Source organism: Desulfovibrio desulfuricans, assembly GCF_004801255.1.
Classification (GTDB): domain Bacteria; phylum Desulfobacterota; class Desulfovibrionia; order Desulfovibrionales; family Desulfovibrionaceae; genus Desulfovibrio; species Desulfovibrio desulfuricans_C.
Genome location: NZ_CP036295.1, coordinates 2788449 through 2801011, shown reverse-complemented (window position 1 = coordinate 2801011; position 12563 = coordinate 2788449). Strand labels below are relative to the sequence as shown.

General features: G+C 63.3%; 15 protein-coding genes. All 15 read right to left on the bottom strand.

The window, feature by feature from the left end; translation table 11 throughout:
* Positions 1-56 precede the first annotated feature (56 nt).
* Positions 57-911 (bottom strand): tRNA (adenosine(37)-N6)-threonylcarbamoyltransferase complex dimerization subunit type 1 TsaB, encoded by an 855-nt coding sequence (gene tsaB, locus DDIC_RS11770; RefSeq protein WP_136400616.1) that lies wholly within the window; start codon positions 909-911, stop codon positions 57-59.
* On the bottom strand, positions 911-2065 hold the full coding sequence (gene rseP, locus DDIC_RS11765; RefSeq protein ID WP_136400615.1) for an RIP metalloprotease RseP: 1155 nt from the start codon (positions 2063-2065) through the stop codon (positions 911-913). Before rseP ends, tsaB begins: the two co-directional genes overlap by 1 nt.
* On the bottom strand, positions 2059-3387 hold the full coding sequence (dxr, locus tag DDIC_RS11760) for a 1-deoxy-D-xylulose-5-phosphate reductoisomerase (protein WP_136400614.1): 1329 nt from the start codon (positions 3385-3387) through the stop codon (positions 2059-2061). The genes rseP and dxr overlap by 7 nt, the downstream gene beginning before the upstream one ends.
* Before the next feature lie 244 nt (positions 3388-3631).
* Positions 3632-4450 carry a phosphatidate cytidylyltransferase gene (locus DDIC_RS11755; RefSeq protein WP_136400613.1) on the bottom strand — a complete coding sequence of 273 codons (819 nt, stop codon included), beginning with the start codon at positions 4448-4450 and terminating at the stop codon, positions 3632-3634.
* Positions 4440-5162 carry an isoprenyl transferase gene (locus tag DDIC_RS11750; RefSeq protein ID WP_136400612.1) on the bottom strand — a complete coding sequence of 241 codons (723 nt, stop codon included), beginning with the start codon at positions 5160-5162 and terminating at the stop codon, positions 4440-4442. The genes DDIC_RS11755 and DDIC_RS11750 overlap by 11 nt, the downstream gene beginning before the upstream one ends.
* Positions 5163-5293: 131 nt before the next feature.
* On the bottom strand, positions 5294-5854 hold the full coding sequence (gene frr, locus DDIC_RS11745; protein WP_136400611.1) for a ribosome recycling factor: 561 nt from the start codon (positions 5852-5854) through the stop codon (positions 5294-5296).
* A gap of 21 nt (positions 5855-5875) precedes the next feature.
* Entirely contained in the window at positions 5876-6589 is a 714-nt protein-coding gene (pyrH, locus tag DDIC_RS11740) for a UMP kinase (RefSeq protein ID WP_136400610.1), read from the bottom strand.
* Positions 6590-6888: 299 nt separating this feature from the next.
* The gene (locus DDIC_RS11735; RefSeq protein ID WP_136400609.1) at positions 6889-7188 is read right to left on the bottom strand and encodes a DUF4911 domain-containing protein; all 300 of its coding nucleotides are present in this window, start codon (positions 7186-7188) and stop codon (positions 6889-6891) included.
* Entirely contained in the window at positions 7188-7538 is a 351-nt protein-coding gene (locus DDIC_RS11730; RefSeq protein WP_136400608.1) for an AzlD domain-containing protein, read from the bottom strand. Before DDIC_RS11730 ends, DDIC_RS11735 begins: the two co-directional genes overlap by 1 nt.
* On the bottom strand, positions 7535-8329 hold the full coding sequence (locus tag DDIC_RS11725; protein WP_136400607.1) for an AzlC family ABC transporter permease: 795 nt from the start codon (positions 8327-8329) through the stop codon (positions 7535-7537). The genes DDIC_RS11730 and DDIC_RS11725 overlap by 4 nt, the downstream gene beginning before the upstream one ends.
* 171 nt (positions 8330-8500) lie before the next feature.
* On the bottom strand, positions 8501-9040 hold the full coding sequence (locus DDIC_RS11720; RefSeq protein WP_136400606.1) for an HPP family protein: 540 nt from the start codon (positions 9038-9040) through the stop codon (positions 8501-8503).
* A 74-nt stretch (positions 9041-9114) separates the two neighbouring features.
* The gene (locus DDIC_RS11715; protein WP_136400605.1) at positions 9115-10518 is read right to left on the bottom strand and encodes a 4Fe-4S binding protein; all 1404 of its coding nucleotides are present in this window, start codon (positions 10516-10518) and stop codon (positions 9115-9117) included.
* Positions 10519-10584: 66 nt separating this feature from the next.
* Positions 10585-11037, bottom strand: coding sequence for a pyridoxamine 5'-phosphate oxidase family protein (locus tag DDIC_RS11710; protein ID WP_136400604.1), 453 nt, complete (start codon positions 11035-11037; stop codon positions 10585-10587).
* 27 nt (positions 11038-11064) lie between these two features.
* Entirely contained in the window at positions 11065-11643 is a 579-nt protein-coding gene (locus DDIC_RS11705; RefSeq protein ID WP_136400603.1) for a flavodoxin family protein, read from the bottom strand.
* Positions 11644-11650: 7 nt separating this feature from the next.
* Positions 11651-12337, bottom strand: coding sequence for a Crp/Fnr family transcriptional regulator (locus tag DDIC_RS11700; RefSeq protein WP_136400602.1), 687 nt, complete (start codon positions 12335-12337; stop codon positions 11651-11653).
* Positions 12338-12563 lie beyond the last annotated feature (226 nt).

Below are 12563 nucleotides of genomic sequence, written 5' to 3'. Positions count from 1 at the left end.
TGTATTGCTGGGTAATTTGCGTAAAAACAGGGCAGGACTTTTTGTCTGGCGTTGAATCAGATTTCGCTCTTGGGAGCGCGTTCAAGCATGACGTCAAGGGCGGCCATGGCGTGTTCGCCTGTCATGCCCATGCGCGGGGCCAGTTGCGGCAGATTTTCAACTGCGTCGCATGGTCTTACGTACAGCGGTTCCACATCGGCGTCAAAATAGTCGCCATGGCGGGCCAGCAGGCGCAGGGCCTCCGTATGGGGGCACACCAGACCCGGTATGGCCAGCATCCCGGCCCCCGGATCGGGGGGGACCATCCGCATGCCCTCGATACCGGCAAATACGGCGGCATTGCGGGCCAATCCGCTGCCGCAGACGCGGGCGCAGCGGTGCTTGTCCGTGCCTTGGGGCAGTGGCTCGCTGCAGGCGGCCTCCATGCGGCGCAAAGCCTCCTGCGGCGGGCACAGGTCCACGGGCTGGCTGGGCTGGGCGGGAATTTGCGGGCCGTAAGACATAAAGGGCTGGCAGTGCACCAGGTTGCGTCTGGCGTGCGTGAGCACCCACACCGGCGTGCCGTAAAAAAGGTTGTGCTGCAGCACGGCGCTGGTAGCCAGGGCCTGCATGTAGTCAAGGCCCGCCAGACGGGCCTGCCCCACGCGGCGCAGGGCGGCGGCGGTGGCGAGCACCAGCCGTATACCCGTAAAGGAGCCCGGCCCGCGCACGCAGGCAATGCGCCTGAACTGGGCGGGCGCAATATTCAGGGCGCGGCACATGTCGGCCAGGGCCGGAGCCAGAATTTCCGTGGCCCGGTCGGCCTTGTGCCACTCCTGCACGCTGAGCAGCCTTTCGTCTTCGGTAACGATGATCTGCAGTACGCCCTCGGCGGCGTTGAGGATCAGCTCAAGGCCGGTGCCCGTCTGCATTACGAGCCGCTCCCGAACCAGCCGGTGCTTTTAAGAATGCGCCACAGGTCGTTGTAGGTCGCCAGCAGCATAAGAGCCACCAGCAGGGCAATGCCCGCGCGCATGGCGTAATCCTGAAAGCGCGGGTTGGGCGGGCGGCGAAAGACTATTTCCCACAGGCAAAATACGATCTGCCCGCCGTCGAGTACGGGTATGGGCAACAGGTTGAGGATGCCAAGGTTTATGCTGATGAGGGCGGCCAGGGCCAGCAGGCCGGCAAGACCCTCGTGGGCCTGTTTGCCCACCATCTGCATGATCATGATGGGCCCACCCACCTGATCCAGCGGAACCACGCGTTCCGCCAGCTTGACAAAGCTCTGCCAGGTCAGCGAAACCATGTCGGCCGTCTGTCCGGCCCCTGCAACCGCCGCGCCGGCAAAACCGTGACGCTCAAGGCGCACCGCGCCAGAGTTGCGGATGCCTATGAGCCATGCGCTTTCTTCTTCGCCAAAGATGGTCTTGCGGATGGAGCGCTCTGGTGTAAGCTCGACGCTGATGATCATGCCTTGTTCCGGCTGGGCAACTTCGTCGTCCCTGGTCTGCGCATCGGCCTGCGGGGCCATGTCGGGACGTGAAAGCGTGACCTCAAGCGTTTTGCCGTCGCTCTGGCTGATGGCGTCGGCCATGACCTGCCAGTTGGCAATCGCGACGCCGTTGATGCTCACAATGGTGTCGCCGGGCTGCATGCCAGCCTTGTCGGCGGGGCCGTTCTGCACCACTGCGCCTACCTGCGGCAACAGGATGGGCGTGCCCCAGCCCAGAGCCAGCGTCCAGCACAGCAGCCACGCCAGAATAATATTGGCCGCCGGGCCCGCCGCCACCACAAGCAGACGCTGCCAGGCGGGGCGCAGGGCAAAGCTCTCCGCCTCGGTAAAGCCTTCGGGTATGTCCTTGGGGTCGCTTTCACCCACCAGAGCCACGTAGCCGCCCAGAGGCACCAGCGACAGGGCGTATTCCGTCTTGCCCTTGCGGTATTTGAGAATTTTGGGGCCAAAGCCCAGCGAAAAGGTGGAAACACCCATACCAAGACCGCGCGCCACGGCAAAATGCCCCAGCTCGTGGAAAAAGATCAGGCCGCCAAGAACGACCACTACGGCGATAACAGTTGTCAGCACAGGGAACCTCCGTCGCGGGCCAGCGTGTACACCAGCTCGCGGCTCTGGCGGTCAATGCATTGCATGCGTTCCGCCAATGTATGCGCCTCAAGTTTGAGGGCGGCATCCGCATCGTTGGGCGAATGCGCGCCCGCAGGGGGCGTGCAGAAAGGCTGATGGCCGGGGTTGGAAGCGCCGTGCGCCTCCAGGGCGGCATTGATCAGCCGGGGTATGTCCATAAACGCGCAGCGGCCGTTGAGAAACAGATCCACGGCGGCTTCGTTGGCGGCGTTGAGCACAACGCAACGACCGCCGCGATTTTTTAGCGCCTGCCGGGCCAGCCCGAGGCAGGGAAATGCGGATTCGTCCGGCTCGTGGAACGTGAGCGGCTTGGCCGTAAGGTCGAGCGGCGGCACATTTACCGGCACGCAGCTCGGCCACAGCAGGCAGGCCGCAATGGCCAGCCGCATGTCGGGCGTGCCGAGCTGGGCCAGCTGGCTGCCGTCATGAAATTCCACCAGCGAGTGCACTACAGACTGCGGGTGCACCAGCACCCTGATGCGCTCAACCGGCACGCCGTAGAGGTGGTAGGCCTCAATGACTTCCAGCCCCTTGTTCATGAGCGTGGCCGAATCGATGGTGATCTTGGCCCCCATGCTCCAGTTGGGGTGCTTGAGCGCCTGCTCGGGCGTCACCGCGACCAGGGTTTGCTTTGTCCAGCCCCTGAAGGGGCCGCCGGAAGCCGTAAGGATAAGTCGCTCCACTTCCTGCCCGCGCCCTGCCAAGCACTGAAAAATGGCGTTGTGCTCCGAATCTACCGGCAGCACAACGGCCCCGGTGCGGGCGCATACGCGGCGCACAAGGTCGCCCGCCAGCACCAGCGATTCCTTGTTGGCAAGGCAGATCACCTTGCCAGCCAGAGCTGCGGCAAGTGTACCGGCAAGGCCCGCCGCGCCGACCTGTGCAGACAGCACGGTGGAGGCTTCGGGCAGCGACGCCAGCTCCGCGTAGCCATCGCGCCCCACAAGGATGCGGGGGCGGTAGTTGGCGGGCAGCAGGGCGCGCAGCCTGGTTGCGGATTCTTCATCCAGCACGGCCAGATGCGGCGGACGCCACGCGAGCGCCTGCTCGGCCAGCCGCTGCACGTTGCGGGCGCAGGCAAAGCCCACCATGCGGAAGTCCTGCGGGTGCGCTGCGGCTACGGCCAGGGTGCTGCGCCCGATGGAACCGGTGGAACCCAGCAGCACCAGGCTGCGGGGCCATGTTTGCCGCCAGTTTTCACCGGGCGCGTCAGAAATGTAGTTGATGGAAGGGCCGCCCTGGCCGGGCCAAAGTTGCGCCATGGTGACGTTGTCCTTTTATGGGTGCGCGCGGTTGCTCGCTGCGCTTGTGCGCATAACATAGGTTCTGCGGCAAAAAATTCAAGCGCCCGGCGGGGTCGCAACCGGGGTCTCCTGCAAAAGGCCGTGGGAAGCGGCTTTCGCGTATGGCTTAATGGCAGGCAAGCGGTGCGGCCCGGAAGGACGCTTTGTCCGTACCCCGTGCGCCGCACCGCTCACGCTGACAGCAGCAAAAGGGCTTTGCGCCCTAAAAGAAGAAAAACCACTGGTCCACAACGGCCACCATGGGCATGGCAAACAGCAGGCTGTCCGCTCTGTCGAGGATGCCGCCGTGACCGGGCAGCAGATTGCCGGAATCCTTGATGTTTACCGAGCGCTTGAGCGCCGATTCAAACAGGTCGCCCAGCTGGGCAAAGGCGTTGACGGCTATACCCAGCAGCGCAAACGAAAACCAGCCGGTTTTGCCGTAAATTGAGCCGTAAATGGCGCAAAAAATTACGCAGCCCACCAGACTGCCCACCGCGCCCTCGGAGCTCTTTTTGGGGCTGACGCGCGGCCACAGCTTGTGGTGACCAAAACGAGTGCCCACAAAGTAGGCCGAAGTGTCCGAAATGGCCACGGCGGCAATGACAAAGATGAGCTTGGTGGTCGAAAGATAGGTGGCGGGCAGCAAAAGCAGCGGCACATAGGCCAGGCCCGCCATGAAGATGCCGCTGGAGGCAAAGGCGTTTTCTTCTTCAATAACGTCCCACCTGAACAGAAAGCTCAATGACGCCAGCACAAAGCCCGCGCCCATAAAGACCAGAGCATCCTGCGGACGGTGCATCCAGGTGAGGCAGATCATGCCCCAGCCCAGTATGATGGCGCACACTCTGCTGGTTACGCGGCCCTTGGGCCCCCAGAACAGGGAGTAAAACTCCCACAGCCCCAGGGCGCAGACAAGCAGAATAACAAACAACAGGGGCAACCCCCTGAGCCAGAGCACCAGCAATAATACCGCAGCCAGGACAATGCCGGTGAAGATGCGGCGGATGTCGATGGTTCGTGTTGAAGGATCAATGGGCATCAATTTGCTCCTGTGTTTTGCCGAAACGGCGCGAACGGGCGGCGTAGGCGGCCAGGGCCATGCGCAGCTGCGCGGCGTCGAAGTCCGGCCATGGCACGGGCGTGAAGTACAGCTCGCTGTAGGCGCATTGATAGAGCAGGTAGTTGCTTAGCCGTTGCTCGCCGCTGGTGCGGATGAGCAGGTCGGGGTCGGGTTGTCCGGCGGTGTACAGATGGTCCGCCAGCGTCTGCTCGGTAATGTCCTCGGGGCGCATACCCTCGCGCAGCATATTTTGCATGGCGCGTACAAGCTCGCCCCTGCCGCCGTAGTTGAGCGCAAGGTTGAGAACCATGTCCCTGCCGCCCTCGGTGCGTTTTATGGCATGGCGCAGGGCCGTGCGTTGGGCTAGCGGCATGGATTCAAGATCGCCCAGCACGCGCATGGAAATGCCCTGCTCTACCATGCGCGGAACCTCGCGGCTCAAAAATTCCATCAACAGGCTGAAAAGGGCGCTGATTTCGGTCTTGGGGCGGTTCCAGTTTTCGCTGGAAAAGGTGTAGAGCGTGAGGTGGCGTATGCCCAGCGACCGGCATTCGGTCACGATGGCGCGTACTGTTTCCGCGCCCGCGCGGTGCCCAGCCTCGCGGGGCAGGCCGCGGGCCTGGGCCCACCGGCCGTTGCCGTCCATGATGATGGCAAGATGCGTGGGCAGTTTGTCTGGATGGTCCGTCATGCATTAAGCCTGTGGTGATAAGTCCTGCGGGCCAGCGGCCCCGCTGCGGGCAGGCCTGCCGTTAACAGCAGAGCCGCGCCCCGCAAACAGTTGCGGGGCGCGCGCAACCCCGGCGGAAAACCCGCCACGGGCTAGATTTCCATAATTTCCTTTTCTTTGGCCGCGCACTTTTTGTCGGCCTCGGCCACAAACTTGTCCGTCAGCTTTTGCACGTCTTCAGAAGCTTTTTTCTGCTCGTCCTCGCTGATGGCCTTGTCTTTTTCCAGCTTTTTCAGGCTGTCGTTGGCGTCGCGGCGCACGTTGCGAACCGCCACCTTGGCGTCTTCGGTGTATTTGCGGGCCACCTTGACCAGGTCTTTGCGGCGCTCTTCGGTCAACGGCGGAATCATGATGCGGATGAGCTTGCCGTCGTTGATGGGCGTGAGGCCCAGGTCGGATTTCAGAATGGCCTTTTCAACCACGGAAATGCCGCCCTTGTCCCAGGGCTGGATGGTAACGGTGCGGCTGTCGGGCACGGCCACCGAGGCCATCTGGCTGATGGGCGTTGGCGTGCCGTAGTAGTCGGCCTTGATGCCGTCCACCAGCGCGGTGGAGGCGCGGCCAGTGCGCAGTTTGGAAAACTCGCGTTCCAGCGAGGCAATGGCCTTTTCCATGCGGTCTTCGGCGTCCAGAAGGATGCTGTCGATATCCATCGGTATTCTCCTTGGGGGCTCTCAGTTCTGAACGATGGTGCCTACGGTTTCGCCGGTTACGACGCGGCAGATGTCGCCGCCAAACATGCGGCACACGATGATGGGCACGTTGTTGTCGCGCACGAGGGCAAAGGCCGTAGCGTCCATGACGCCCAGATGGCGCGCCAGGGTTTCATCGTAGGTGATGCTGTCAAATTTGACGGCATCGGGAAATTTGGTGGGGTCCTTGTCGTAGATGCCGTCGACCTTGGTGGCCTTGATGATGGCGTCGCACTTCAGTTCCATGCCCCGCAGGGCTGCGGTGGTGTCAGTGGTAAAGTAGGGGTTGCCCGTGCCGGCGGCGCAGATGACCACGCGGCCTTTTTCCATATGGCGCAGGGCGCGGCGGCGAATAAATGGCTCGCATACCTCCTGCATGGTGATGGCCGAAAGCACGCGCGTGGGGTAGCCGAGCTTTTCAAGCATGTCCTGCACGGCCAGGGCGTTGAGCACAGTGGCCAGCATGCCCATGTAGTCGGCAGACGAGCGTTCCATGCCTTTTGCCGAGCCGGAAAGCCCGCGAAAAATATTGCCTCCGCCAATAACAAGGGCCATCTCGACGCCCATTTCGAGCACTGTGCCGATCTCGCGGCAGATGGTGTCTACGGTTGCCGGGTCGATGCCGGTTTTGTTTTCACCGGCCAGGGCCTCGCCGCTCAGCTTGAGCAGCACGCGCTTGTATTTCAGTGTGGGCATGAATCCGCCTTGGTAAAGGCTGAGGTGTTGCGGGCTTGCGCCAGACGCAGGAAAAGGGCTGGACTTTTGGCCCTGCCCCAAAACGCAAAAATCGTAACAGAAATTACGCGCAGCTCAAAGTGTTTTTGCGCAGGGCTCCCCACACGGCTGCGGCTCGGGCTTTGGCGCGGCATTGCCCGTGCGGATATCTGCGCGGATATCTGTGTCGGGGTGCGGGATCGCCAGCGCGACCCCCAGCGCAGACCCGCCGCGCGGCCTTGCGGAGACCTCGCCTGCGGAATTTTTTGGCCGTCAGCGGCTCAGGGCCATTCCTCGACCGCAAGAGGCAGGCTTTGGGCCATCTGCGCCAGGGCCCGGCGCGTTTCGTCCTCGCGGTGGGGCGAAAAGATCACCCGCAGCAGCGCTGTTTTGTGCTCCAGCACGGTAAAGTAGGCCACATGGTCGTACGCTTCGAGCAAAAAGCGGAACAGCCCCGTATTTTCGGGCGCGATACGTACCAGCAGGCTGGCGCTGCGGTAGGGCTGCGGTAGGGCCGGGGCCGGTTTGCGCCGTTTGCGCAGGGAGGGCGGCATGGTTGCAGGGCTTTTTGCCTTCGGCATCAGTACAACCCGATGCCCCGGGCCAGAATCACCAGCGCAAGGCCAAAGGCAATGGTCAGAAAGTAGTTTTTTGTCCACCAGGCAACCAGCAGCGAGGGCAGGGACACCATCAGAAACAGGTTGGAGGGCCCGGCGTTAAAATGCCCTTCGTAAAAAAATACATCCGGCCCCACCAGCGCCGCCATGACGGCCACCGGCACAAACGACAGCCAGTGCCGCAGCAGGGGGGGCAGACTGTCGCCCCTGAGAAAGGTCACCGGCAGTATTTTGGGCAGCAGGGTAACCAGCACGCTGCCAAACAGGCAGAGCAGCAGGGCTGCGTTGGCGCCAAGCCATCCGGGCTGGTTCATGATTCCACCTCTCCTGTGCGTGCCGCGTCAACGGCCGTATCGTCGCGGGCGGGCGGGCAATCCGCTCCGTCAAGGTCGATGGGCGCGCCTTCGTGCCGGGCCTTGCGCAGTAACAGCCACGTGCCCAGGCTCGCGCCCAGTACTGTGGCCACGGCAATGTTCCATTGGGTCATGCCCGCAGCCTTGAGGCTGATGGAAAGCACGGCGGTAAACAGCGCCACCAGCACATGCAGGCGGCTGACGCACTGCGGCACCAGCAGGGCCAGAAACATGGCTGTCAGGGCGTAATCCAGGCCAAGAGGTTTGACGTCGCGCACAAGCTCGCCGCAAAACGCGCCGATGGCCGCCCCCGAGACCCAGCCCAGCTGCGCGGTGTGGTTGCAGACAAAGAGCGTGGTGAGGTTGCGCCGCCAGCCATTCTGGAAGGCCGTAATATGCACGGCAAAGGTCTCGTCGGTAAGGCCCAGGCCCAGCAAAAAACGCTGCCCGCGCGGCAGGCCGGCCAGCCAGGGAGATTCTGCAGCTGACTGCAGCAAGTAGCGCAGGTTGACGATAAATACCGCCGCCATGATGGAGAGGGCGCTTGCTCCAGCGCCCCACATGCCTGCAAAAACAAACTGTCCGGAGCCGGAAAACATCAGCACGGACATGGCTACAGCAAGGGAAGGGGGGATGTTGTTTTTGACCGCAAGAACCCCAAAGGCAAAGCCCACAGGCAGATACCCCAGCACAATGGGCAGCGCGCGTCTGAGACCATCCGCCAGGGGGGAAGCGGAAGAAATGCCGGACATGTCATAACCTCGATAAAAGTAAGGCAATGACGCTACGCCCTTTGACCCCGGCTGGCAAGCCGGGGGCGGCCTGCCTTGATTGTGCGGCGTTGCAGGGTACGGCAGGGAGGCGCGCCGGCATGGTGCCCGGCGGCCCCCCTGGGGCTGGCTGTTTGCTTCGGGGGGCGGCCCCTACCACCAGAACAGCGGGTATCTTTTGCGGGCGGCCAGGTTGTTGGTCACACAGGCCAGGGCCAGCATGCAGACGGCTCCTGCCGCGCAGGGCAGCAGCACATACCAGTAGCCCAGACTGTGGATGCCCGGCCCGCCGATGACTGCTATGAGCGCTGTTGCGCCGCCCGGAGGGTGCAGGGTCTGCGTCGCGTGCATGAGGGCAATGGCGGTGGAAACGGCCAGTCCCGATGCCAGAATCGGGTCGTCGCTCATGAGCATCTGGCAGGTTACGCCCACGAGCGCTGACAGCACGTGCCCGCCCACAAGGTTGCGGGGCTGGGCCAGCGGGCTGTGGGGCGCGCCAAAAGCCAGCACGGCCGATGCGCCAAACGAGCCGATGAGCAGCGGCAGGTTCCATTCCTGCGCGCTCAGCCTTTCCAGCAGGGCCAGACAGATGATGGACAGGCAGCTGCCTGCCCAGGCCCAGAAAATTTCCTTCCAGTCAGCCCTCGGCGGGGCCATGGTTCCTGCCCGCAGGCGACGCAGCACACGCAGCATTGGCATCCTCGGATATGGTTTTACAACTGTTGCGGTTATGGAGCTTAGCTTCCTGTCATACAGACCACGGCGGGCTAGATGCGGGCCATGGTCAGAAAAGCCGCGTGCAGGGCGGCCAGTATGGCGACAAAGGTTGGCCCTGCCCAGCTGCGCGTGCCGGGCAGGCCGTAAAAAGTTATGGAAAGGGCCTGTTGCGGACAGACAGACACGCAGTCGCGGCACAGGTTGCAGTCGGCATTTGGCGCGCAGGCTGCCCTGGGGTCGCCCATGGCGTCCTGACGGCATACGCGCACGCAAGCCAGACATCTGCGGCAGGGGCCGGTGCGACGTACCCGCCAGGGGGCGAGGCGTCCAAGCCATTTTGCCAGCAGGCCCAGCGGGCACAGGCCCCGGCAGTAAGCGGCGTATCCGGTTTTGCGGCTGATCAGCAGCGAGGCTGGCACTGCCAGCAGGCCCAGCAGCAAGCCGCAGGCCAGCGCCGCTTCAACTGGTGCGCCGACAAGACGCAGCAGCAGCGGAACAGCCAGCGTCAGGCCCAGCATGCCCAGGCGCAGATGCGGCAGCCATGCCGGGGCGCGGCGGGGCACGGTTTGTACCGCTTCCTTGACGGCGTCATCAGCCGGGGGCGGCGCGGCATCCGGTTCTGCGTTGAGGCGGGCAAGCCCGTGCGGGCCGCCCGCGCGGAGCTTGGCGACGGAGGCGTCCCACGCGCCAAAGTAGCAAAGGTGGCTGCACCATGCCGCGCCCGCCAACAGTGTGGAAAAGCCAAACAGGCCCAGCATGAACCACCCCCCGCCGCGATAGACGGGCGCGGCGGCAATAAGGCCGGGTACCGGCAGGTGCAGCTGCCCGCTGAGCAAAAAGCGGCTTTCAAGCAGCAAACCCAGAACCAGCTGGGCAAAAAATACGACGGAAAACAGCCGCCACAGGCGCATCCTGACTTTTGGGGATCTTTTGCCGCTCAGCCAGCCTGCGACCATGGCGGCCCAGAGCGCTGCAAGGGCCAGTTGCAATGCCCCCCATTGCGAAAAAAAGCGTTCCAGCACAAATAACTGCGGTTTCATGATCCACACCGGCAGCAACAGGGCAAGGCACAGGCACAGGGCCGCCAGCTGGCTTGCCGCGCTCTGGCTGTTGCTGTTGTACCGCCGCCGCGCGGCGTCGCGCAGCAGGGGCCATGCGCCCAGGGCCGTAAACAGGGCCGTGCCCAGCAGAATGCCCGCCAGCCTGCGCCACGGCTCGCCCATGAGCATGCGCATCTGCACAAACTGCCCGGCGCTCCATATCCAGCTGGCGGACAGCAGCGGCAGCGCCAGCAGCAGCGCCAGACGCACCCACGCGGCCCGGCTCCAGGCGAGCGCGCCCAGCAGCAGACAGGCTGCGGCAAGGCCGGGCTGCCCTGCGCGCCAAAAGTGCGCACCGGCAAGGATTACGGCCATAAATGAAGGCAAGGGGATAAGACGGGAAGCTCCGCTCATGTCAGACTTCCTTTAAATACAGCTAGTTGTGGCGAGATGCCGCGTCGCTGCCAATAGTGGTGAGGCTTACTTGGGCAGTTTGCGCTTGCCGACCAGCTCCACAATATCAATGCGCACGACGCCTGTACGGGCGAGGGCGGCATCCGGCGTGGGGGTGGGGCATTGCGCGGCATAGCGCATGGCCAGCGCGTCGAGGGCGCGTCCCTTTTCCGCCGGGTCTTCCACAATGCTGGCCCGGCCAGTGCCGCACACCGACTTGTAGTAGGTGGTGGATTTTTCTCTGTGGATGCGCACGTCCGCCGCCAGGGTAAAGGCTACGTGGGGGTTGCGGCGGATGCAGTCAAGCTTGTGGCCTTCAAGAGCGCAGTGGATATAGATGCAGTCGCCCTGGCGCACAAAGTTGAGGGGGATGACATAAGGAAATTCCCCATCGCACATGGCCAGGCACAAATCATCTGCCGTGGAAAAAACTTCGTCAAAAAATGCCGGGTCGAGGCATTGGCGGTCCTGCTTGCGCATGAAAGGCTCCTGCGGTTCTTATGCCGGTTACAACCGGGAAGACATATTGATGATCTCGGGCATGGTCAACAGCCCGGCGGCCATGGGCATGGCGGAGGACGCAATGCCGCCCGCGTATTGCTGCAGGCTGCGCTGCCAGCACAGCCGCGCCGCCGTGAGGTCCGCGGCGTCGGGATGGCGCGCGGCTTCGTTCAGGCGCGCCTGCCGTTCTGGGCTCATGGGATGGCCGCCCTTGCGTTGCGATGCGGCGATAACCTGAGGGTTTACGCGTCCTTGACACAAAAATCCATCCAGCACGGCATTGCCGCCCGTCAGCAAAAGTTCGCGGGCTGCCGCCGCGCATCGGCGGGCGTGCTCAGAGTGCGGCCACGCGCCCAGCGTGCCGAAAAAAAATACTTTTTTGCCGTGCACCTGCTCCATATAGCGCTGGGCGCGGGCATCCGGCTGTCCCTTGCGTACCCAGAAGCCCAGGGCCAGAAGGTCGTAATCCTCCGGGTTGGGGGCGTTGCGTACGGCAAAGCAGGGCGCGCCCGAGGTTTGGGCCAGCGCCTCGGCAACCTTGCGGGTATTGCCCGTGCAGGAGGAGTAAACAATGCAGACTTTCATGCTGATCCTACGCTTCGGCACGCCCGCGCAAGGCATCCGCATCAAGCAGGGTAATGCGGCGGCGGTTGCGGTCAATGAGCCCTGCGGATGCAAGGGCGCTGAGCTCGCGGCTCAGGCTCTCGCGGCTGATGCCCATCTGGCGGGCCAGGGTTTCCTGGGTAACGCCCATGTTCAGGGTGGCGCTTTTTTCCATCTTTGCCCGGTGCAGCAGCCATGCCGCCACACGCCCGGAAACGGAAATACGCCCCTGCGAACCGGCGATTTTGTTTATAAACAGGCGCTGGCGCAGGCTCATGGCCGTAAGCAGCGCAACGCCCAGGGCGGCCTCGTGCTGCAGAGTTTCAAGCAGGGCTTTGCGATCGAGCCGCAGCACCGTGCCCGCCTGCACGCCGACGGCTGTAACGGGCAGGCCCTCTTCATAGAACAGCACGCCGGCGTCCAGCAGCCTGCCGGGGCGCACAATGTGCAGCACACACTCCTTGCCCTGCGACGAATGACGACAGATCTTGACCATCCCTGTCTGCAGCAGCATGGGATCTGTGGAGGGTTCACCTTCTCTAAAAAGCGTCGCCCCTTGACCGAATGGCTGCAACCGCGCGTGGTGCGCCAGCTTTTGACGTTCGGCCTCGGACATGGCCGCAAAGGGCCCGGTCTGCAATGCAGAGAAGATGGTTTGCAGTTCGCTGTTTTCCATCGCTTTTCCCCATTCTGGCCGCCGCGGGTGCGGGGTGGTTTGGAGTTGCCGTGCGCGCTGGCCGGTTTGGGGCTGGCCGCTCCATCATGCTGCCGGGACTGCGCCCGCGGGCGGGCTTAATATCTGCCGCTCAGCCTGGCCTCGCGCCGTGGTTGTGCAACACCTTTTATACAACAGATTTAGTCACGACTTTCTGTGATGGTGGTCACAATAATGCGGGTTCTTC

Coding starts and splice junctions, on each gene's coding strand:
- tsaB (WP_136400616.1), bottom strand. CDS start 911: ATGCAGACGGGCACCGGCCTTGAGCTGATCCTCAACGCCGCCGAGGGC.
- dxr (WP_136400614.1), bottom strand. CDS start 3,387: ATGGCGCAACTTTGGCCCGGCCAGGGCGGCCCTTCCATCAACTACATT.
- DDIC_RS11755 (WP_136400613.1), bottom strand. CDS start 4,450: ATGCCCATTGATCCTTCAACACGAACCATCGACATCCGCCGCATCTTC.
- DDIC_RS11750 (WP_136400612.1), bottom strand. CDS start 5,162: ATGACGGACCATCCAGACAAACTGCCCACGCATCTTGCCATCATCATG.
- frr (WP_136400611.1), bottom strand. CDS start 5,854: ATGGATATCGACAGCATCCTTCTGGACGCCGAAGACCGCATGGAAAAG.
- pyrH (WP_136400610.1), bottom strand. CDS start 6,589: ATGCCCACACTGAAATACAAGCGCGTGCTGCTCAAGCTGAGCGGCGAG.
- DDIC_RS11735 (WP_136400609.1), bottom strand. CDS start 7,188: ATGCCGAAGGCAAAAAGCCCTGCAACCATGCCGCCCTCCCTGCGCAAA.
- DDIC_RS11730 (WP_136400608.1), bottom strand. CDS start 7,538: ATGAACCAGCCCGGATGGCTTGGCGCCAACGCAGCCCTGCTGCTCTGC.
- DDIC_RS11725 (WP_136400607.1), bottom strand. CDS start 8,329: ATGTCCGGCATTTCTTCCGCTTCCCCCCTGGCGGATGGTCTCAGACGC.
- DDIC_RS11720 (WP_136400606.1), bottom strand. CDS start 9,040: ATGCTGCGTGTGCTGCGTCGCCTGCGGGCAGGAACCATGGCCCCGCCG.
- DDIC_RS11715 (WP_136400605.1), bottom strand. CDS start 10,518: ATGAGCGGAGCTTCCCGTCTTATCCCCTTGCCTTCATTTATGGCCGTA.
- DDIC_RS11710 (WP_136400604.1), bottom strand. CDS start 11,037: ATGCGCAAGCAGGACCGCCAATGCCTCGACCCGGCATTTTTTGACGAA.
- DDIC_RS11705 (WP_136400603.1), bottom strand. CDS start 11,643: ATGAAAGTCTGCATTGTTTACTCCTCCTGCACGGGCAATACCCGCAAG.
- DDIC_RS11700 (WP_136400602.1), bottom strand. CDS start 12,337: ATGGAAAACAGCGAACTGCAAACCATCTTCTCTGCATTGCAGACCGGG.